Raw genomic sequence first — 19694 nt, forward strand, 5'->3', positions numbered from 1 at the left:
CCTGATGACTAGTGTGGCGATGGTCGCGGCGATCGGGAGGGGCTCACGCGCGTGGTTCTGGAGGCGCCGACGCGCATCGAGGCAGCACCCGGGCCGGTGTGGTGGCGCGAGATCCTGATCATCGTCGCGTTCCTGGTGCCCTACGACCTGATCCGGATGGCGGCCAGCGACGACCGGGCGCCGGCGATCGCCCACGCCCGCCAGGTGCTCGACTGGGAGCGTCACCTCGGGCTGGACGTGGAGGCCGGGCTGAACGCCGCCGTGGCCGGGGAGCGCTGGGCCGAGGTCGCGACGTCGTTCTGGTACGCCGGGCTGCACTACCTGGTCACGCCGATCGTGCTCGTCGTGCTGTTCCGGTGGCGCCCGGCCCGGTACCGGCGGGCGCGGCTGGCGCTGATGGCCGCGACCGCGACCGCGCTGATCGGCTACCTCTCGTTCCCCACCGCGCCACCGCGGATGCTGCCGGGGTACGTGGACACGCTGATCGCGACCGCCGACGTCGGCTGGTGGCCGCCGCACGACTCGGCCGGGTTGAACCAGCTCGCCGCGATGCCGTCGATGCACGTGGGCTGGTCGCTGTGGTGCGCGCTGGCCCTGGCGGCGGTCTGCCGTCGTCGCTGGCAACGGGTGGTCGCGTACGCCTACCCGGTGGTGACCACGGTGGTGGTGGTCGCCACCGCCAACCACTGGCTGCTGGACGCGGTGGCCGGAGCCGCGCTGGTCGCGGGCTCCTGGGCCGCCCTCGCCACCGGACCCCCGGACCGCGAAGACCTCACTGGGTAGCCATTCCAGATGTTGCTAACATCCGGATGGTGCGAACATCCGAAAGCGTGCTGCACGCGCTGCGGTGCGTCGGGGCGGCCGGCACCGACACAATCGCCGAGGCGGTGGGGACCTCCCCCGCGGAGGCCGGGTCGGCGCTGATCGACCTCGCGGTGGACGGCCTCGTGACGTTCGAGCGCGGCCCGTTCGGCGGGTGGCGGATCACCGCGCCGGGCCAGGCCGCCGACGACCGGGCGGTGGCGCGCGAGCTCGACACGCTCGGCGCCCGGGACCTCGTGACGACGGCGTACCAGGGGTTCCTGGAGCTCAACCCGGAGCTGCTCGACCTGTGCACCGCCTGGCAGTTGCGCACCGCCGAGCCGGACCGGATCGTGGCGGCGTTCACCGACCTGCACGGCCGGTGCGCGGTGTGCCTCGGGCCGCTCGCGCCGGTGCTCCCGCGCTTCGAACGGCACCGCGGCGGGCTGGAGCACGCGCTGTCCCGGGCCCGGGCCGGGGAGACCGGGTACCTCGCCGACCGGCTCGACTCGTACCACACGCGATGGTTCCGGCTGCACGAGGACTTCCTGGTCACGCTCGGGCGGCCGCGGCACTGATGCGCTGGATCCGGCCACTCGCCGCGGGCGGCCACCCCGCGGTCGTCGGCGCGAAGGCGCACGGCCTGTCCGTGCTGGCCCGCCTGGGCCTCCCCGTCCCGCCCGGCTTCGTCCTCACCACCGACCTCCACCGCGCCGTCCGCGCCACCGGCCGGCTCCCCCGGTCGCTCCCCGGCGAACTGGCCACCGCCCTCGACGCCCTCCCCGGGCGGGCCGGGACCGGGCCGGTGGCGGTGCGGTCGGGCGCGGTGGTCTCGATGCCGGGCATGCTGGCGACCGTGCTCGACGTCCGCGGCGCCGACGCGGTGCTGGGCGCGATCGCGCACGTGCTGGCCTCGTGGGACGCACCGCGGGCCCGCACGTACCGCCGCCTGCACGACGTGCCCGACGACGCCGGCACCGCGGTCGTCGTCCAGGCCATGGTCGCCGGCGACCGCGACGAGCGCAGCGCGAGCGGCGTCGCGTTCAGCCGGGATCCGGTGACCGGCGCGCCGGTCCCCTACGGCGAGGTGGCGTTCCGGGCGCCGGGGGTGGCCGTGGTGTCCGGCACCGGCACCACCCGGCCGCTGACCGAGCTGGCCACCCGGAACGCAGCCGCGTGGGCCGAGCTCCTGGCCGCGCTGCGGCTGGTCGAGCGGCACCACCGGGACGTGTGCCACGTCGAGTTCACGATCGAGTCGGGGCGGCTGTGGCTGCTCCAGGTGCGCCGGGGCGGCGTCGCGGCGAGCGCGGCGGCGCGGATCGCGGTGGGGCTGGCCGAGGACGGGATCCTGAGCCGCACCGAGGCCGTCGGGCGGGTGGATCTCGCGGGCCCGGCCGTCGCACTCCGGCTCGGCGCCGGGGTCCCGGTGCTCACCCGGGGCACGGGCGCCGCACCCGGGCTGGCCGCGGGCCGGGCCGCGCTCACCGCCGACGACGCGGTGCGGCTCGCCGGGCACGGGCCGGTGATCCTCGTACGGCCGACGACGTCGCCGGCGGACCTGCACGGGCTGGCGGCGGCGAGCGGGGTCGTCACGTTCCGGGGTGGCCCGACCAGCCACGCCGCGGTCGTCGCCCGGGCGATGGGCAAACCCGCGGTCGTCGGCGCGACCGAAACCACTGTGCGTGAGGGGGCCGAGATCACCATCGACGGCACCACCGGCATCGTCGCGGCGGGAGTCCACTGCGGAGTCACACCGGGTGACGATCCGGCCCTGAAACTCCTGCGACAGTGGAGCACTTATGGGTTAGCTGAGAATTAAATGAGTCGCTCGTCGAACCGTGTGACCCTTCGCGGCGTCTGGGTGATCGGGGCCTGTATGCGCAGGTAGACCGGCGGAGGATGACCAGTTGCGTAAGAGAGTGACCATCGGCGCCCTGGTGGGCGTCGCCGCGGCAGCAATCACCGGCACCACGCTTGTCGGTGTCTCGTCCGCGGCGGACAAGTCGGCGAGCACCTCGCCGGGCCGGATCGTGTGTCCGGACGTCAAAGGCCAGCTGCGGGACGTTCCGGCACAGGCACAGGGCGAGGTCGACCGCAACCTCGCGCTCCTGCAGACGCAGATCGACGAGGCGAACAAGCGCCTGGTGAGCTCGCAGGGCGAAGGCGGCAAGAACTTCGTCCAGAACGCGATCCTCGGGCCGCTCGCCGACAAGCGGGCGGCGACCGTCGACCGGATCGTCATCGCGATCGGACGGTCGGGACCGCGCCCGAACCTCGACGTGAAGACGCTGTCCACCTGCAGGGTGGAGGGCGCCGGAGCCGGCGCCACCGCGCCGGCCGCCACGACCGCGCCGGCCGGCACCGCGGCGCCCAACCCGTCCGCCACGCACGGCCACGCCCAGCGCGGCCCGGTCAAGGCCGACTTCATCGACATCCGGAAGGTGCGGCCGACCCGCAGCACCCTCGCGCGCACCACGCGCCAGGGTTCGAAGGGGTCGTTCACCTCGCGTTGCGGCAACAACGAGCGTGGGCACTTCAACTCCGACAACGTGATCGTCGCGCCCGGCGTCGGCAACGGGGCGCACCACCTGCACGACTACGTCGGCAACACGACGACGTCGTTCAAGTCCACCGACGACAGCCTCGCCCGCGGCGGGACGACGTGCCAGGACCGCGGCGACAAGTCGAGCTACTACTGGCCGGTCGTGCGTGACATCACGAAGACCAAGAACCAGAAGCGGGTGGCGGGCGAGCTCGAGGAGGACCTCAACGTCGGGAAGACGCTGCGGCCGCGGGTCTCGATCCAGTACACCGGCAACCCGTTCCAGAAGGTCGTGCCGATGCCGCGCTTCCTGCGCGTGCTGACCGGTGACGCGAAGGCGTTCACGAACGGTGGCGCCAACCAGCACGCGAAGTTCTCGTGCCAGGGCTTCACGAACCGGATCTCGACCGACAAGTACACGCTCTGCCCGGGTGGCCGGGGCTTCCAGCGGATCGCGGAGTTCCCGAGCTGCTGGGACGGCAAGAGCACCGACAGCGCGAACCACCGCACGCACATCACGTTCCCGGACGCCAGCGGACGCTGCGCCAAGGGCACGGTCGCGGTGCCGAAGCTGACGATCACGCTCACCTACACCGTGCCGACGGGTCCGTCGTTCGCGATCGACGGGTTCCCCGAGCAGCTGCACAAGCCGATCAACGAGCACAACGACTTCATCAACGTCATGTCGACGTCGTCGATGAAGCGGGTCGTGAACTGCATCAACAGCGGACGCCGCTGCTGATCACCCGGGACGGCGGCGTGGGCCCGGCCCGCGCCGCCGTCGTCGTGTCCGGGTCAGCGTCCGCCGGTGAACAGGCGGGCCGGGACGTAGAGGGCGTGCCCGGAGGGGTAGCGGATCGACGCACCCGGCTCGGCCCAGGTGATCGTGAGGCCGTCGATCCCCTCGGCGGTGCCGGCGTCGAGCCGGACGTAGTGACCGTAGTTCCCGCTGGGGTCGCTTCCCAGCACGATCTCGTAGTGGTCGGTCGCCGAGCTGCTGTCGCCGGAGAGCCGGAGCGCGGTGATCGGCGCGTGCACGTGACGGACCACCGCGACGTACTGCCGGCCGTCGCCGTAGGTGGCGTCGGCCCGGAACGTCGTGACGACGTCGGTCCGCGGCCACCAGGCCGCGACCGCGACGAGCACCACGGCGACCGACGCCACGACGCCGGCCACCACCCGCCCGGCTGACGGTTTGCCGGGCGCGGGACCGGGGGCGGCACCCGGCGCCGGAGGGGACTCGAGATCGCTCATGCGCGCGAGTGTGGCAGCACCGCGCTAATCGTCGGGAGTGGACCCGGCGACGAAGCCGTAGACCGCGATGTCGTGCCGGTCGGCGCCGACCGGCAGCGCGGCACGCAGCGTTCCCTCGTGGGTGAAGCCCAGCCGCTCGGCGACCGCGCGGCTGCGCCGGTTCTGCACCGCGGCGCGGATCTCCAGCCGGACGACCCGGTACGCGGCCACGAGGTGGTCGCGGAGCACCGCGCCGCAGGCCGTGACGAGGCCGTGCCCCTCGGCCCGTGCGTCGAGCCAGTAGCCCAGCTCGGCGGTGCGGTGGTACGGGTCGATCCGTGCGCTGATCGTGCCGACGAGCTCGCCGCGGTGGCGGATCGCGGTCGGCACGCACCGCCCGTCCACCCAGTCCAGCAGCTGGAGCCGGTCGAAGGCGACCAGCGCGGCCAGGGTCTGCTCGCCCTGCGCCCAGGGTTCCCAGACGCGTAACCGGTCGATGTTCGCGACCGCCAGCCGGTGCATGGTCTCCGCGGTCCAGCGTTCCCGTAACACCAGGTCGACGTCGTCTCGAACCGGTAACACGAATCGACTTGTCACGAATCGGAACCTAACCGGCCGGGCGGCGGCGGGGGCGGGTGGGGTCAGCCGCCGCGCTGCAGCTGGCCGATGATCACGCCCGCGCCGACGCTCACCGCGGCGAGCAGCGCGATCACCGCCCCGAGGAGCACCCAGGTGCGCCGGCGGAAACCCTCGTCGGGGCGTTCCCAGGCCGCGATCCGGAGCTGCACCTCCTCGTGGGTCAGCTCCTCGGACGGCCCGGACGGGAACGGCGGCGGGGTGTCCGGAGCCGCGTGCCGCCCGGCCGGAGTGACCTCGGGCCGGGGTGCGCCCGGCGCCTCGGGGCGGCGGGCGGCGTCCGGGTGGAGTGCGCCCGCTCCGCCGCGGAGGAGGCGGCGGGGCGCGACCGCCGTCGGGGTGCGCACCGCCCCGGCGCGATCGGACATCGCGCGCAGCACGTCCTCCTCGACCCGCAGCGGCGTCTCCGCCCGCGTCAACCAGTCCGGTCCGAGCTCGGCCGCCGCCGCGGCGGCCAGCAGCAACGCGAAGTCCTTGGCCGACGCCGTGCGCTCGGCCGGGTCCCGGGTCAGGGCCTGCCCCAGCACCGCGGCGAACCGGTCGGACAACCCGCCCGGCAGGTCGGGCCCGCCGTAGATCTGCCGGTGCAGCATCTCGCGCACCGGCAGGTCGGCCGGGAACGGCGGACGCCCGGTGAGCATGTGGTAGGTGACCCCGCCGAGCGCGTACACGTCGGTGGCCGGGCGCACCGGCTGCCCGAGGATCTGCTCCGGCGCCGCGTACCCCGGCGTACCGACCAGCGACCCGCTGGTCACCACGCTGCCCTCGAAGATCTTCGCGAGCCCGAAGTCGGTCACCTTGGCCGCACCGTCGGCGGCGAACAGCACGTTGTCCGGCTTCACGTCCCGGTGCACGATGCCCCGCCGGTGCGCCGCGTGCAACGCGTCCGCGACCGACAGCGCGATCGCGCACGCCGTCTCGGGCGTCAACCCGGTACGCAGCCGCGACGTCAGCGTGCCGCCCGGGCAGTGCTCCATCACCAGCAGGCAGAGCCCGGCGTCGTCGGCGTAGTCGTGCACGTGGACGACGTGCGGATGGTCGAACGCGGCCATCACCTGCGCCTCGGACAGGAACCGCCGCTCGAGCCCGGCGTCGGGCATCGCGAGCACCTTGATCGCGACCGGCCGTCCGAGCGACCGGTGTCGGCCCTCGAGCACCGTGCCGAAGCCACCGCTGCCGACTTCCCGCCCCACCTCGTAGGACGGTAAGGCGGCGACGATCGTGGCGCGGTCGAACAGCACCCGCTAGACCTAGCACACTCGGCTGTGCACCGCTCAGCGGGACGGCCCGGCGTCGTACCCGGCGCGCGCCGTCCGCACCTCCTCGATGTGCGTCTCGGCCCAGTCCTTGATCGCGCGCTGGAGCGGCAGCAGGCTCTCGCCCAGCGGGGTCAGCGCGTAGACGACCTTCACCGGCAGGCCGGACACCACCGTGCGCGTCACCAGACCGTCGCGTTCGAGCGTCCGCAACGTCTGGGTGAGCATCTTCTGGGTGGCGCCGGCGACGATCGACGCGAGCTCGCCGTGGCGGCGCGGCCCGTCGGCGAGCGCGGCGACCACGAGCGTGAGCCACTTGTCGCTCAAGCGGCCGAGCAGGTCGTGGCCGGGACAATCGGCCAGGTTCGCGTTGTACACCCGGGCGCGTTCGGCCCGCCGATCGGCCGCGCTCGTCGTGGTCATAGGCACTCCTGGGAACCCGGGGCACTCTCGAGTGCCTTCTTACCGCCGCCCACCGACATTCTTAGCGTGAACGGCATGAGAGCTGCAGTCGTGACGACGTTCGGTGGGCCGGACGTGCTGGAGATCGTCGACGTACCGCGCCCGGTTCCGGGGCCGGGCCAGGCGCTGGTGCGGGTGGCGGCCGGCGCGGTCAACCGGATCGACCTGTCCACCCGCAACGGCGCGCTGGCCCGGGCCGGTCTGCTGGCACCGGCCGAGCGCTACTGGCTGGGGTGGGACGTGGCCGGCACGGTGGCGGACACCGGGCCCGGCGCCGTCCGGTTCGCGGCCGGGGACGCGGTGATCGGCCTGCGTGACGTGCTCTCGGCGCCCGGGACGCACGCCGAGTACGTGGTGCTCGACGAGGCCGCGCTGGCCCCGGCGCCCCGGAGCGTCCCGCCGGCGGTGGCCTCGACGCTGCCGCTGATCGGGCTGACCGCCGACCGGTCGCTGACGCTCACCGGCCTGCGGGCCGGGCAGACGCTGCTGGTCACCGGAGCCGCCGGTGGGGTCGGCCGGCTGGTGCTGGAGCTCGCGCGGCGACGCGGGATCCGGACCGTCGCGCTCGCCGACGCCGAGGTGCCCGCCGACCACCGCGTGACCCGCGCCGACCCCCTCCCGGCCGCCGTCCGTGCGCTCGTCCCCGGCGGTGTCGACGCCGTCGTCGACGCGGCCGTGATCGGCGTCCCGGCGCACGAGTCGCTGCGCGGGGGCGGCACGTTCGTCGCGCTCGTCGCGCCGTTCGCCCCGCCGCCGCTGCGCGCCACCCGCGTCGTCGTCCAGGAGGTCCACGCCGACGGCGCACGGCTGGCCGAGCTGGCCGCGCTCGTCGACGCCGGGCACCTGACGCTCCGGGTGGCCGGGACGTTCCCGCTGGACGCGATCGCCGCGGCCCACGAGCGCCTCGCCGCCGGCGGCCTGCCCGGCCGACTCGTGCTGGTCTGCTAGATTCGCGTCCTCACCTCTCGTGAAGGAACGACGCCTATGTTCCCGGCGCACCGCAGCGGTCGCCGCCGGTCCTGACGGCGACCCGATGGTCGCGGCTCCTGCGTGCCGCGGAAACCCCATCCGCCTTCACCCGTGAGGTCATCCCTACCGTGGGAATCAACGTCCAGAGTTTCGCGGTCACCAATCTCCGACGCCGTCCGCTGGCCCTCGAGGTCGCCGGGTTCGTCGTCGGCCTGGAACCGACCGATCCCAGTCCCTTCCTCAACTACGCGACCCCGCTCCCGGGCACCCGGCCGACGCCCGGCGACGTCGCCGCGCTGATCACCGCGTTCACCGGGCGGGGGCTCCGGCCCCGGCTGGAGTTCGCCCCCGACGCCGCCCCGGAGGTCGAACCCGCGCTGCGCCGGGCCGGGTTCACGACCGAGGCCGAACACCGGTACCTGGCGTGCACACCGGACACGCTCGTCGTCCCGCCCGGTCCGCCGGTGGAGACGCCACGCACCGACGAGGAGTTCGCGGCGATCGACGCCACGCTCTCCGAGGCGTTCGGCGGGGAGTTCGCCGCGTCACCCGAGGGCGCGGCGCGCCTGAAACGCCAGCAGGACCGGGGCGGCTTCGTGCGGTTCGTCCGCGCGCCCGACGGCACCTGCGCGGGCGCCGCCGGGTGCTCCGCGCCGGCCGAGGGCACGGCCGAGCTCGCGGGCGTGGGCACCCGGCCCGCGTTCCGCGGGCGCGGCATCGCGGCGTCGGTCACCGCGGCGCTGACCGGGGCCGCGTTCGACGCCGGCGCCGGGTCGGTGTGGCTCGAGTACGGCGGTGACGGCTCCCGGCGCGTGTACGAACGGGTCGGCTACCGCGTCGCCGGTCGCCGTCTCTACCTGTCGCTCACGACCTAGCCGCGCGCACCCGGCGGGCGTTCCGGTCGGAGTCCGTGTAGAGCACCCCGGCGCGCGAGCCACGCAGCTTCGCGTTGATGTGCTCCCCCACGGTCACCGGGCGGTACGCCGCCGGGTGATCCTCGTCCACACAGGTGGAGATGGTCTCGATCAGCGCGTCGACGTTGCCGTCGTGGAAGTACGCGGCCGAGCGGCGCCGCTCGATCGTGCCGTCGACGATCGGCGGTTTCACCCGGTGCAACGTCGAGCGCCACCGGTCGTTCGTCCACTGGGCGGTCAGGTCGCCGAGGTTCACCAGCAGTGCTCCGTCCGCGGGCCGGACGTCGTGCCAGGCTCCGTCGGCGCCGAGCACCTGCAGGCCGGCGACCTGATCGGCCCAGAGCACGGTCACGATGCCGTAGTCGGTGTGCTCGCCCATGCCGGTGAGGTCCCCGTCGAGGTCGACGGTGCCCGGCGGGAGCGCGTAGTTGTTCATGCGCATCACGTCGAGCGAGTGGTCGGTGAACTGCTCGAAGAAGTCGGACGGCAGCCCGAGCGCGTCCGCGAAGACGCGCGTCAACACGTGCGCGACCCGTCCGGCCTCGGCGTAGTACGCCCACACCGACGCCCGGAACTGCGCCGACGGCCACACGTTCTCCGAGTAGTCGGACTCCGGCAGGTCCAGCCCGGGGAACTCGGACGCGGCGGTGCCCACGTTGAACGCCTCGAAGAAGTCGTTCATCTTCGACGCCGACTCGACCCCGAGCGAGAGCGACAACGACTCGGACTTCGGGGGCGTGTACCCGCGGTTGACGTCCGGCGGCAGCTGGTAGGCGCGCTTGGCGTCCGGGTCGAGGCCGAAGAACGCGTCGGCGGCGTCGGCCAGACCGGCGATCACCGAGGGCGGCACGCCGTGCCCGAGCACCTGCACGAACCCCACGGTGGAGCAGGCCTCGTCCATCGCGCGGGCCACCGCGGCGCGGTCCGCGTCGGTGAACTGCTCCGGTTCGACGTAGGGGCCGATGTCGACGGCGGGCACGCGGAACTCGCTCATGTCTGGTCTCCTCACCACAGGTCGGGCAGCACGCCCATCTGGTCGTAGACATCCAGGCCGTCCCACATCGACCACAGTTCGACGATCCGCCCGCCGTCCACCCGGAAGATGTCGATGCCGCTCATCGTGATCACCCGTTCGGTGGCCGCGACCTTGCCGTACGGCCCGACGTGCGTCCCGGTCGTCGACCAGTGCAGCACCACCCGGTCGCCGTCGGCGAGCAGGCTCAGCACCGACGTCGTGATCGCGGTGAACGCGCCGAAGTAGCGGCTCGCGTCGTCGCGGACCGTCCGGACGGCCGACCCGTCGAACCCGGTCAGGTGCACGACGGCGTCGGGCGCGAACACCTCGTCGATCACCGTGAGGTCACCGCTGCCCCACAGCCGCTGGTGGTACGCGGCGATCAGCTCCTTCATCGGCGCCGTCCCTCCTGGACGAACAGCAGGCGGGCGGTCTCGGCGCCGTAGCCGCGGACCCCGCGCCACCGGTGGGCCATGCCGCCGGGGTAGTAGAGCGTGTCCCCGGGCAGCAACTCGTGGAGGGAGTCCTCGAGCTCGACGAGGATCGAACCGGCCATCACGTGGATGAACTCCTCCCCCGGGTGCGTGTACCAGTCGCCCCACTCGTCCGGCGCCCCGACGAACAGCATCGGGTAGAGCGCGTGGGCGCCCGCGACGAGCGTCCGGCCGGTGCCCCCGGGGTTCTCCAGCGGGAGTCCGCCCCCGGCCCGCACCAGGCTCACCCCCACCCGGGGCTCGTCAGTCTCGGCCGCGGCCATCAGTGCCGGCTGGGTGGTGCCGAGGGCCTGGGCGATGCGGTGCAGCGACGACATGCTGGGGCGCGACCGGCCCCGCTCGAGCTGGCTCAGGAACGAGTGCGAGAGGTCGGCGGCGCGGGCCAGCTCGACCAGCGTCATGCCCCGCTCCTTGCGCAGCCGGCGCACCGACTCGCCCAGCCGCTCTCCCGCTGCTTCCTCGACGCTCATCGCACCCCGATGTTCACGCGCGCGCCGGACGGCGGCTCGGGGAGCAACTTACCCGGGTTGAGCAGGCCCTTCGGATCGGTGCGGGCCGCGGTGTCGAGCACCAGGCCGACGTTGCGGTCGACGAACCACTGGTGCGGTGAGTGCACGTCGAGCCCGGCGGCCTCCAACCGGGGTATCCCGGCGAGGACCTCCTCCTCGGACCGGTACTCCGCGACGAGCATCGCGCCGGGGCCGTGCCCGAACAGCTCGAGGTGCAGGTGCACCGGCCCCGGGTAGCAGGCGCGGACCGCGTCGGGGTCGTCCCAGAGCGGCCGGCCGCCGATCTCCATGTGGAACAGCGGGCTCTGCGGCCGGGCGCGCTGCAGGAACCAGACCGGGTGGTTGTACGACATCCCGGAGAGCCGGTCGGTCTCGGCGTAGTCGTCGAGCACCGCGACGACGTTCCCGCCGCCGCCGCGGACCAGCGCGGTGAGCGCGCCGACGGTCGAGGCCTCGGCGATCACCCGGAGGCTGTACCGCCCGGGGTCGAGCGCGACCGGCGTGGTGAGGGTGGGCACCAGCGCGGGCTCGTCGGCCGAGGCCAGACGCGGCCGCACGGGGAGGTCGAGCAGCTGCCGGTGGACGTCGGTCAGCGCCCGGTAGGAGTCGAACGCCGCGTAGCACGCCACCCACTCCCGGCGGGCGTCGGTGGCCAGCTCCGCCTCGACCACGATCCCGGTGACGCCGTACGCGTGCACGTACGGTTCGAGCGCGGCGCCGGACACCGGAACGGTGCGGCCGCTGCCGTCCATCGGCGCGACCGTCGCCGCGGTCACGAACCCGTCGGTGGTCGTGCCGTGCTCGATCGTGCCGGTGCCGACGCTGCCGCCGCCGAGGAAACCACCGGCGGTGGAGTGCTTCGTGGAGGGGAACAGCCAGATGTCGCGCCCGGCGGCCCGGCCGGCCCGGTCGATCGTGGTGAGCCGGGCGCCCGCCCCGGCGGTGACGGTGCCCGACTCGTTCACCCGGACGGTGTCCAGGCCGCGCAGGTCGAGCAGGATGCCGCCGTCGAACGGGGTCGCCTGCCCGTAGTTGCCGGTACCGGCCCCGCGGGGCGTCACCGGCACCCCGGCCGAGAACGCCACCGCGAGGATCGCCGCGACGTCGTCACCGGTGCGCGGGCGCACCGCGACGTCGGCCACGTACCGGCCCGGCGGCACCTTCTCCATCAGCACCGGGGACATCCGCGACCAGTCCGACGACAGCTTCACCAGCGCCGCCGCGCCGGTCTCCACCGCACCGGCCCCGAGGCGGGTGATCTCCGCGGCGGCGGCCAGCGTCGCCGCGCGCACCTCGGCGCGCGAGCCGGCCGCGCTCACGCGCCGTGTCCCGCGGCCACGGCGGGGGCGTCGCGGTCGACGCTCAGGAGGTCCCCGACCTCGTCCACCAGCGCGTGGAACGCGGCCGAGTGCAGCTGCGACGCCCGGCGCGGACGCTCCAGCGCCACCGGCACCGTGGCCAGCACCGTGCCCGGCCGCCTGCTCATCACGACGATCTCGTCGGCGAGCAGCACGGCCTCCGGGATCGAGTGCGTGACCAGCAGCGCGGTCGTCGGCTGCTGTTGCCAGATCGGCGGCAGCTCCACGTTCAGCCGGCGCCGGGTCAGCTCGTCCACCGCGCCGAACGGCTCGTCGAGCAGGAGCAGCCGCGGCCGGGTCACCAGGCACCGCGCGATCGCCACCCGCTGACGCATCCCGCCGGACAGCTGCGCCGGGCGCGCCGACTCGAACCCGTCGAGCCCCACCGTCCGGATCAGCGCCGCCACCCGCGCCGGATCCGGGCGCCGCCCGGCCAGCTTCAGCGCGAGCGCCACGTTCGACGTCACGGTGCGCCAGGGCAACAGGTTCGCGTCCTGGAACGCCACCGCGACGTCACCGCGCGAACGCAGCACGTCGGGCGGTTCGCCGTCGACGAGCACGGACCCGTCGGTCACCGTCTCCAGCCCGGCGATCATCCGCAGCAGCGTCGACTTGCCGCACCCGGACGGTCCCACCAGCGCGGTCAGGCTCCCCGGCGTCAGGGTCAGGTCCACGTCGTCGAGCGCGTGCACCCGCCCGAACGTCTTGCTCACCCCGCGAACGGTCACCGAGGGGCCACTGTCCATCGCCGACACACCTCCAGATGTTGATGTCACCAACACTGACAGGGACCGCCCGGCCCGAGCCAGCTGTTTCTACGGATGTAACGACCTGCTGACCGGAGCGCAACGCGGTGGCGCGATGTTGCTGACACCAACATCGCGCTGGACCAGTCGAGAGGTCGCGCCATGAAGCGCCACGGCACATCCCGAATCCTGGCGGCTCTGCTCGCCCTCCTCGTCACGGTCACGGCCGCCTGCGGCGGGACCGATCAGGACAGCGGCGACGGCGGCCGCACCACGATCCGCTTCGGCTTCAACTGGGTGCACGACATCGAGTGGGCGTCGTGGTACCTCGCCGAGAAGAACGGCTACTTCGCGAAACACGACGTCGACGTCGAGCTCGTGCCCGGCGGCGAGAACACCCCGGCGGTGTCCCAGCTGATCGCGGCGGGCAAGGTCGATCTCGGCGTGGCCAGCGACGAGCTGCAGATCATCAACGCCAACAAGCAGGGCGGCGACTTCGTGCTGATCGGCGCGATGTACCAGCGCTCCCCGTACGGCCTGACCTGGCTCACGACGTCGGGGATCACGAAACCGGCGGACCTCGTCGGCAAGAAGATCGGTGGCCTGCAGGGCGAGCAGCCGCGGCTGGACGCGGTCTTCACCGCCAACGGGCTGAAGCCCGACTACACGTTCGTGCCGGTGAGCTACGACCCGCAGCCGCTGGTCAAGGGCGACGTCGACGCGATCACGTCGTACTCGACGAACCAGACGATCTCCCTCGGCCTGCGGGGTGTGAAGACGACCGCGATCACGTTCTCCGACTTCGGCCTGCCCTCCTACGGCGACGTGCTGTTCGCGAGCCGGTCCTACCTGGACGAGCACGGTGACGCGGTCGCCGGATTCCTGGCCGCGCTGAAGGAGGGCATCGCGGCCAACGTGGCCGACCCGGCCGCCGGCGTGAAGACGCTCGTCGACACGTACGGCAAGGACGCCACGATCGACGAGAAGTACGCGACCGCCGCGAACCCGGCCTACATCGCGCTGCTGGACAGCGACTACACCAAGGCGCACGGCCGGCTGGCGATCGACGAGACGTTCCTGGCCGACCGGGTGTTCGCCGGCTACCGGCAGGCCGGGGAGAAGGACCTGCCCGAGGTGGCGGACTTCGTCGACCTGTCCTACCTGGAGAAGTCGGCGTGAGGATCGAGCGGGTCGAGCCGGTCCTGCTCGGTTACCACAAGTCCGATCCGCCGATGCGGCGCAGCTTCGCGCTGGTCCGGATCACGGCCGCGAACGGGCTCACCGGCTGGGGCGAGGCCAGCACGAACTGGGGGCACAGCTACCCGACCGTGTTCGCGACCGCGATCCGGGACGTGTGCGCGGGCATCCTGCGCGGGCAGGACGCCCGGGACGTCCGGGGCCGCGTCGCCGACCTGCGTACCCACCTCGACGGTTACCTCGGGCGCGACGGCCTGACCGGCCAGCTGGTCGGCGCGTGCGAGATCGCACTCTGGGACCTGGTCGGCCGGGCGCTCGACGCTCCGGTGTGCGAGCTGCTGGGGGCGGTGCGGCGGCCGATCCGCCTCTACGGCACCGGCACGACGATGTTCGACGAGTCGCCGCAGTGGCACGCCCGGTACTTCGACCAGGCGCTCGCGGCCGGGTTCCGGGGGGTCAAGGTGCGCCTCGGGCGGAGCGTCGAGGCGGACCTCGCGGTCGTCGAAGCCGTCCGCGCCCACGTCGGCCCGGACGTCTCCGTCGGCGTGGACTCGTACTGGTTCCACGACGCCCGCACCGCGTTGACGCTGGCGACACACCTGGCCGAGCTGGGCGTGAGCTTCTTCGAGGAGCCGGTGCCGCAGCACCGGCACGCCGACCTGGTCTGGCTCACCGCGCGGAGCCCGGTGCCGATCGCGGTCGGTGAGCGGGTCGGATCGCCGGACGCGTTCGCCCGGCTGGCCGCCGACCACGCCGCGGACGTGTTCCAGCCCGACGCGTCGATCTGCGGCGGCCTGCTGGCCTGCCTGGACGTCGCCGCGCTCGCCGCGCAGCACGGGATCCGGGTGGTGCCGCACGTCGGTGGCCCCACCGCGGTGGGGCTGGCCGCCAACCTGCACTGGGCGACCGCCGCCGGGGTGGAGGAGGCGGAGTTCGACATCGACCCCTATCAGCCGCTCGTCGACGAGCTGAGCCCGGCGCTGGCGCTTCCGGCGATCCGGGGCGGGTTCGCGGCCGTCCCCGACGGGCCGGGGCTGGGCGTCGACGTCCCCGACGACCTGGCCGACCGTTTCCCCTACGTGCCCGGCGACACCTACGCCGAGGTCTTCCCGTCCCACGAGCGCGGCCGCTCCGGAGCACCGGCGTGAGGCGGGCACGGGTCGCGGGCGTCGCCGGCGTGGTGCTCCTGCTGCTGGGCTGGGAGCTGGCCGGGCGGGCCGGGCTCGCGGACGGTTTCGTGCTGACGCCCGGGGACGCGATCGCGCCGCTGGGCGAGGACACCGCCGTCTACGCCCGCTCGGCCGCGGCCACGTTCGGCGCGGCCGCGCGGGGCCTGCTCTACGGCGGCGGCCTGGCGGTCCTCGCCGCGCTCGCCGCCGACCAGGTGACGAGCCTGCGCGGCGCGGTCGACCGGCTGGCCGCGCTGGCGAACTCCGCGCCCTGGGTCGCGGTCGGCCCGATCGTGCTGCTGGTCGCGGGCGCCGACGCCGGTCCGGTCGCGATCGCCGCGATCGCGGTCTTCTTCTACGTGTTCGTCGCGGCGGCCCGGGGGCTCGGCGCCTCGCCGCGCAGCAGCCACGAGTGGTTCACGTCCCTCGGCGCGGGCCGCGTGCGCCGGCTGATCTCGCTGCAGGCCCCGCGGGCGCTGCCGTCGGTCGCCGAGGGGGTGAAGCTCGCCGCGCCGGCCGCGCTGGCCGGTGCCGTGTACGGCGAGTGGTACGGCGCCGAGCGCGGGCTCGGCGTCCTGCTCGTGAACGGCATGCGCAGCGCCCGCCCGGAACCGATCTGGGCCGCGGCGCTGGTCTGCGCGGCCGGCGGGCTGATCGCGTACGGGGTGCTGGCCGGGCTGCAGCACGCCGCGCGACGACGCTTCGGAGCCACGCTCGCCGGCCACCGGACGCCCCGGCGGGGACACGTCCTCGTCGCGTCGGCCGAGATCGTCGTCTCCGCGGCGCTGGCGATCGGCGCCTGGGAGGCCTGGATCCGCCTCGGTGAGGTGTCCCCGCTGGTCGCCCCGGGCCCCGGCCGGGTGCTGGACGACCTGCGTGCCGACCCGGGCGCCTACCTGAGCGCCGTCGGTCACACGCTCGGCACCGCCGGTCTCGGGCTCCTGATCGGGGCCACGGTCGGCATCACGCTCGCGGCGCTCTGCTGGTGGTCGGCGATCGTCGCCGGGATCACCGTGCCGGGCCTCGTGCTGATGGCCGCGACGCCGCTGGTCGCGTTGTTCCCGCTGTTCGCGCGGGTCTTCGGCTACTCCGGTGGCACGGTCGTGGTGATCACGTCGTTCATGGTGCTGCTGCCGGGGTTCGTCTACACCCGGGCGGGCCTGACCGCCGCGCTGGCCGGCCACCGGGACATGGCCCGCTCGTTCGGCGGCTCGCGGCGCGCGGTGTTCACCGTGGTCGCGGTGCCCAGCGCGCTTCCGCACCTGGCGACCGGCCTGCGCATCGCGGCGGGCTCCGCGGTGGTCGCGGCGGTCGTGGCGGAGTCGCTGATCGGCACCGCCGGCCTCGGCGTCGACTTCACGTACGCCTACTCGCTGCTGCGGATGCCCCGGGCGTTCGGCGCGGCCGTCCTGATCATCCTGGTGTCGCTGACCGTGTTCGCCGCGTTCGGCCGCCTCGAGCGGCTGGTCCACCAGCGGTTCAGCGCGGCACCCTAGGCCGCGACCACCACAGCGAGAGCCCCACGCCGGTGAACACCAGCACCACCGCCACCAGCACGAACCACACCGTGATCTCGACGTCCACACGCTGGAGCCCGATCTCGCTGGGCAGGTCCTCGAGGACGTCGGCGAGCTGATCGGCGTCCCGGGCCTTGAAGTACCGGCCGCCGGTGAGGTCGGCGACCTGGGTCAGCGCGGCCTCGTCGATCTGCTGGATCCGGCGCCCGCCGCCGCGCGGCCCGCCGCCCCAGTTGCCGCCGGTCAGGTCACCGGAGACCTGCGTGGGCGTGCACACCATCGGCGCGGGCTCGGTCGACCCGAACCCGATCGTGAACACCCGCACGCGCCGGGCGGCGGCCTGCTCGGCCGCGGTCACCGGGTCGACGCCCTGCGTGTTCGAGCCGTCGGTCAGCACCACGATCGAGTCGGGCTCGTAGTCCCCGAGCGGCGCCGGCGTCGCCCCACCCGGCGGCGCGGCGCTGTCGCCCAGGTTCACGCCGCTGGCCGCGACGTCGGGGTTGATCTCGGCGATCGCGTCGATCGACGTGAGGATCGCCTGCCCGATCGCGGTGCCGCGCGCGGTGGTGAGCCCGTCGATCGCGGTGATCAGCGCGTCCTGGTCGGTGGTGGGCGCCACCAGCAGGCCGGCGATGCCGGAGAACGCCACCAGCCCGATCCGGGTGCCGTTGTCCTGCGACCGGATGAACTCCCGGGCGGCGTCGCTCGCCACCGCCAGCCGGTTCGGGGCCACGTCGGTCGTGCACATCGAGCCGGACACGTCGATCGCGAGCAGGATCGTGCTGCGGTCGGTGGGCACGGTCACCGAGGCCTGCGGCCGGGTGAGCCCGGTGCCCAGCACCAGTAACCCGGCGAGGAACAGGATCAGCGGGATGCGGCGCCGCCAGGCCGAGCGCCCCGGCAGCGCCGCCTTGATCAGCGCGACGCTGGAGACCCGGATCGCGGTGCGCTGGCGCCGCCGGTTGAACCACCACCGGGCCAGCAGCAGCAGCGGCACCGCCAGCAGCGCGAGCAGCGCCCACGGCCAGTGCAGCGACATCAGACGATCCTTCCGTGCCAGCGGGTCATCAGCAGCGCGCCGAGCAGCAGGAACACCAGCGCGGCCCCGGCCACCGGCGCGGTCAGTTCGAGCGGCTCCCGCTTGCTCGTCAACCGCAGGTCGATCTGACCGGCCGCCTCCGACAGGTCGTCGGCGTCCGCGGCCCGGTGGTAGGAGCCGCCGGTCGTCTTCGCGATCGCGGTGAGCTGCTCCTCGTCCAGCGCGGTGGCCAGCTGGTACCCCTCGACCGCGACCGTCGTGCCCTGCGCGGTGCCCACGCCGACGGTCTGGATGCGCACCCCGGCGGTGGCCGCGAGGTCGGCGGCCGCCTGCACGTCCGCGCCGCCGGTCTCCTCGCCGTCGCTGAACAGCACGATCGTCGCCGAGGGCCAGTAGCCGAGGTCGGGCGGCGGCGCGCCCTCGGCGGGCAGCGCGACCGGCTTGCCGGTGATCGTGCCGAGCGACGCCAGGATCGCCTGGCCGAGTGACGTGCCGCCGGTGCCGCCGACCCGCTTGATCGCGGCGAGCGCGGTGGCGCGGTCGTCGGTGGGCTCCTGCGTGGTGAGCGCCTGGTCGCCGAAGACGACGACGCCGATGTCGACCGAGCTCGGCTGGGCCTCCACGAACGTCGACGCGGCCCGCTGCGCGGCGGCGAGCCGGCTCGGCTCCAGATCGTCGGCCTTCATGCTGTTCGACGCGTCGAACACCAGCATCACGGTGCCCGCGACCCGGGGCACGACCACCGTGGCCTCCGGCCGCGCCAACCCCACCAGCAGCAGCGGGAGCGCGGCGAGCAGCAGCGCGTAGGGCAGGTGGCGGCGCACGGCCGCGCGCTTCGAGGGGCCGGCCAGGCCCGCGGCGGCCAGCGCGGCGGTGCGCCGGCGCTGCAGCACCACGTACGCGGCCACCGCCGCCCCGGTGAGGAGCACCGCGGCGACCAGCACGAGCGGGTAGTGGAGGCTCACCGGCGGCTCCGCCGGACGAGCCCGACCAGCGCGGGCACGAACTCCTCGTCGGTGCCGATCCGGTGCGCGGTGACCCCGGCGCGCGTCAGGCCGCGGTCCACCGCGTCGTCGCGGGCCCTGGCCTGCTCGCCCAACCGGCTCTGCAGCAGCGGGTCGCTGGTGTCGACGAGCAGTTGCTCGCCGGTCTCCGCGTCCTCCACCAGGATCAGCCCGACGTCGGGGAGCGCGGACTCGACCGGGTCGGCGATGCGCACCGCGACGACCTCGTGCCGGTGGGCCAGCCGGGTGAGCGCCCGGTCCCAGCCGGGCTCGCCGATGAAGTCCGACAGCACGAACACCAGGGCGCGCCGCCGGGACGTCGTCGACGCGGCGAGGCGCAGCATGGCGTCCAGATCCGTCGTCGTCGTGCTCGTCGTGGCGGCCCGGGACAGCTCCTGGGCCAGCCGGAGGACCTGGTTGCGCCCCGACCGCGGCGGGACGATCCGGTGCGCCCCGTTGTCGTAGAGGATCGCGCCGACGCGGTTGCCGCCCTTGACCATCAGCTGGGCCAGGCTCAGCGCCAGCTCGGTCGCGAGCGACTCCTTGCCCGCGTCGGAGCGCCCGACCCGCATCGACGCCGACGTGTCGACGACCAGCCACGCGGTGAGCTCGCGGTCCTCGGTGTACTGACGCACGAACGGCTCGTCGAGGCGCGCGGTGACGTTCCAGTCGATGTGCCGGACGTCGTCCTCGGGGGTGTAGGAGCGAAGGTCGGAGAAGTCGATGCCGGTGCCGCGCCACACCGTGCGGTAGGCGCCCTGCAGGCGCCCGTCGAGGCGACGGCCGACCTTCCACTCCAGCCGGCGGAGCAGGCGTTCCGGGGTGGTGGCCAC

Annotated in this window: 21 protein-coding genes; 9 read left to right on the forward strand and 12 right to left on the reverse strand. The window is 73.9% G+C overall.

What is annotated here, in order from left to right:
- Positions 1-51: 51 nt before the first annotated feature.
- From ABD437_RS20140 to ABD437_RS20155, 4 genes are all read left to right on the forward strand, one after another.
- Positions 52-783 (forward strand): phosphatase PAP2 family protein, encoded by a 732-nt coding sequence (locus ABD437_RS20140; RefSeq protein ID WP_344650423.1) that lies wholly within the window; start codon positions 52-54, stop codon positions 781-783.
- 29 nt (positions 784-812) lie between these two features.
- On the forward strand, positions 813-1379 hold the full coding sequence (locus tag ABD437_RS20145) for a transcriptional regulator (RefSeq protein ID WP_425558189.1): 567 nt from the start codon (positions 813-815) through the stop codon (positions 1377-1379).
- Positions 1379-2620, forward strand: a complete 1242-nt coding sequence (locus ABD437_RS20150; protein ID WP_344650425.1) for a PEP/pyruvate-binding domain-containing protein — start codon at positions 1379-1381, stop codon at positions 2618-2620. The genes ABD437_RS20145 and ABD437_RS20150 overlap by 1 nt, the downstream gene beginning before the upstream one ends.
- Before the next feature lie 88 nt (positions 2621-2708).
- Positions 2709-4085, forward strand: a complete 1377-nt coding sequence (locus ABD437_RS20155) for a DUF1996 domain-containing protein (protein WP_344650426.1) — start codon at positions 2709-2711, stop codon at positions 4083-4085.
- A gap of 53 nt (positions 4086-4138) precedes the next feature.
- Here ABD437_RS20155 and ABD437_RS20160 read toward each other — a convergent pair whose 3' ends face one another.
- Genes ABD437_RS20160 through ABD437_RS20175 form a run of 4 tightly spaced genes read right to left on the reverse strand, consistent with a single transcriptional unit; the run spans position 4139 to position 6891 of the window.
- Complete coding sequence (locus tag ABD437_RS20160; RefSeq protein WP_344650427.1) at positions 4139-4597, reverse strand: hypothetical protein; 459 nt, start codon at positions 4595-4597, stop codon at positions 4139-4141.
- Between the two features lie 24 nt (positions 4598-4621).
- Positions 4622-5173, reverse strand: a complete 552-nt coding sequence (locus ABD437_RS20165; protein WP_344650428.1) for a GNAT family N-acetyltransferase — start codon at positions 5171-5173, stop codon at positions 4622-4624.
- Positions 5174-5217: 44 nt separating this feature from the next.
- Positions 5218-6453, reverse strand: coding sequence for a serine/threonine-protein kinase (locus ABD437_RS20170; protein ID WP_344650429.1), 1236 nt, complete (start codon positions 6451-6453; stop codon positions 5218-5220).
- A 33-nt stretch (positions 6454-6486) separates the two neighbouring features.
- Complete coding sequence (locus ABD437_RS20175; RefSeq protein WP_344650430.1) at positions 6487-6891, reverse strand: winged helix-turn-helix transcriptional regulator; 405 nt, start codon at positions 6889-6891, stop codon at positions 6487-6489.
- A gap of 75 nt (positions 6892-6966) precedes the next feature.
- On the opposite strand from ABD437_RS20175, the gene ABD437_RS20180 reads away from it, so the two are divergent.
- Both ABD437_RS20180 and ABD437_RS20185 read left to right on the forward strand, forming a co-directional pair.
- A complete protein-coding gene (locus tag ABD437_RS20180) occupies positions 6967-7878 on the forward strand; it encodes an NADP-dependent oxidoreductase (protein WP_344650431.1) in 912 nt (303 codons plus the stop codon).
- A 149-nt stretch (positions 7879-8027) separates the two neighbouring features.
- Positions 8028-8774 (forward strand): GNAT family N-acetyltransferase, encoded by a 747-nt coding sequence (locus ABD437_RS20185; protein WP_344650432.1) that lies wholly within the window; start codon positions 8028-8030, stop codon positions 8772-8774.
- Here ABD437_RS20185 and ABD437_RS20190 read toward each other — a convergent pair.
- Genes ABD437_RS20190 through ABD437_RS20210 form a run of 5 tightly spaced genes read right to left on the reverse strand, consistent with a single transcriptional unit; the run spans position 8764 to position 12935 of the window.
- Entirely contained in the window at positions 8764-9807 is a 1044-nt protein-coding gene (locus tag ABD437_RS20190; protein WP_344650433.1) for an isopenicillin N synthase family dioxygenase, read from the reverse strand. The genes ABD437_RS20185 and ABD437_RS20190 overlap by 11 nt on opposite strands.
- 11 nt (positions 9808-9818) lie before the next feature.
- Entirely contained in the window at positions 9819-10223 is a 405-nt protein-coding gene (locus tag ABD437_RS20195; RefSeq protein WP_344650434.1) for an ester cyclase, read from the reverse strand.
- A complete protein-coding gene (locus tag ABD437_RS20200) occupies positions 10220-10792 on the reverse strand; it encodes a helix-turn-helix domain-containing protein (RefSeq protein WP_344650435.1) in 573 nt (190 codons plus the stop codon). The genes ABD437_RS20195 and ABD437_RS20200 overlap by 4 nt, the downstream gene beginning before the upstream one ends.
- Positions 10789-12150, reverse strand: a complete 1362-nt coding sequence (locus tag ABD437_RS20205; RefSeq protein WP_344650436.1) for an FAD-binding oxidoreductase — start codon at positions 12148-12150, stop codon at positions 10789-10791. The genes ABD437_RS20200 and ABD437_RS20205 overlap by 4 nt, the downstream gene beginning before the upstream one ends.
- Positions 12147-12935, reverse strand: a complete 789-nt coding sequence (locus ABD437_RS20210; RefSeq protein WP_344650437.1) for an ABC transporter ATP-binding protein — start codon at positions 12933-12935, stop codon at positions 12147-12149. Before ABD437_RS20210 ends, ABD437_RS20205 begins: the two co-directional genes overlap by 4 nt.
- Positions 12936-13097: 162 nt before the next feature.
- Here ABD437_RS20210 and ABD437_RS20215 point away from each other — a divergent pair, with 162 nt between their 5' ends.
- Genes ABD437_RS20215 through ABD437_RS20225 form a run of 3 tightly spaced genes read left to right on the forward strand, consistent with a single transcriptional unit; the run spans position 13098 to position 16797 of the window.
- The gene (locus tag ABD437_RS20215; protein WP_344650438.1) at positions 13098-14114 is read left to right on the forward strand and encodes an ABC transporter substrate-binding protein; all 1017 of its coding nucleotides are present in this window, start codon (positions 13098-13100) and stop codon (positions 14112-14114) included.
- Positions 14111-15280, forward strand: a complete 1170-nt coding sequence (locus ABD437_RS20220; RefSeq protein WP_344650439.1) for a mandelate racemase/muconate lactonizing enzyme family protein — start codon at positions 14111-14113, stop codon at positions 15278-15280. Before ABD437_RS20215 ends, ABD437_RS20220 begins: the two co-directional genes overlap by 4 nt.
- Positions 15277-16797, forward strand: a complete 1521-nt coding sequence (locus ABD437_RS20225) for an ABC transporter permease (protein ID WP_344650440.1) — start codon at positions 15277-15279, stop codon at positions 16795-16797. The genes ABD437_RS20220 and ABD437_RS20225 overlap by 4 nt, the downstream gene beginning before the upstream one ends.
- Here ABD437_RS20225 and ABD437_RS20230 read toward each other — a convergent pair.
- Genes ABD437_RS20230 through ABD437_RS20240 form a run of 3 tightly spaced genes read right to left on the reverse strand, consistent with a single transcriptional unit; the run spans position 16781 to position 19694 of the window.
- Positions 16781-17857: a VWA domain-containing protein gene (locus tag ABD437_RS20230; RefSeq protein ID WP_344650441.1), complete on the reverse strand. Its 1077-nt coding sequence runs from the start codon at positions 17855-17857 to the stop codon at positions 16781-16783. The two genes, ABD437_RS20225 and ABD437_RS20230, sit on opposite strands and share 17 nt — an antisense overlap.
- Positions 17857-18822, reverse strand: a complete 966-nt coding sequence (locus ABD437_RS20235) for a VWA domain-containing protein (RefSeq protein WP_344650442.1) — start codon at positions 18820-18822, stop codon at positions 17857-17859. The genes ABD437_RS20230 and ABD437_RS20235 overlap by 1 nt, the downstream gene beginning before the upstream one ends.
- Positions 18819-19694, reverse strand: coding sequence for a DUF58 domain-containing protein (locus tag ABD437_RS20240; RefSeq protein WP_344650443.1), 876 nt, complete (start codon positions 19692-19694; stop codon positions 18819-18821). Before ABD437_RS20240 ends, ABD437_RS20235 begins: the two co-directional genes overlap by 4 nt.

The organism is Cryptosporangium japonicum (assembly GCF_039524755.1).
In the GTDB taxonomy this organism is placed as follows: Bacteria; Actinomycetota; Actinomycetes; order Mycobacteriales; family Cryptosporangiaceae; genus Cryptosporangium; species Cryptosporangium japonicum.

Coding starts and splice junctions, on each gene's coding strand:
- ABD437_RS20190 (WP_344650433.1), bottom strand. CDS start 9,807: ATGAGCGAGTTCCGCGTGCCCGCCGTCGACATCGGCCCCTACGTCGAA.
- ABD437_RS20175 (WP_344650430.1), bottom strand. CDS start 6,891: ATGACCACGACGAGCGCGGCCGATCGGCGGGCCGAACGCGCCCGGGTG.
- ABD437_RS20230 (WP_344650441.1), bottom strand. CDS start 17,857: ATGTCGCTGCACTGGCCGTGGGCGCTGCTCGCGCTGCTGGCGGTGCCG.
- ABD437_RS20195 (WP_344650434.1), bottom strand. CDS start 10,223: ATGAAGGAGCTGATCGCCGCGTACCACCAGCGGCTGTGGGGCAGCGGT.
- ABD437_RS20200 (WP_344650435.1), bottom strand. CDS start 10,792: ATGAGCGTCGAGGAAGCAGCGGGAGAGCGGCTGGGCGAGTCGGTGCGC.
- ABD437_RS20215 (WP_344650438.1), top strand. CDS start 13,098: ATGAAGCGCCACGGCACATCCCGAATCCTGGCGGCTCTGCTCGCCCTC.
- ABD437_RS20180 (WP_344650431.1), top strand. CDS start 6,967: ATGAGAGCTGCAGTCGTGACGACGTTCGGTGGGCCGGACGTGCTGGAG.
- ABD437_RS20150 (WP_344650425.1), top strand. CDS start 1,379: ATGCGCTGGATCCGGCCACTCGCCGCGGGCGGCCACCCCGCGGTCGTC.
- ABD437_RS20160 (WP_344650427.1), bottom strand. CDS start 4,597: ATGAGCGATCTCGAGTCCCCTCCGGCGCCGGGTGCCGCCCCCGGTCCC.
- ABD437_RS20210 (WP_344650437.1), bottom strand. CDS start 12,935: ATGGACAGTGGCCCCTCGGTGACCGTTCGCGGGGTGAGCAAGACGTTC.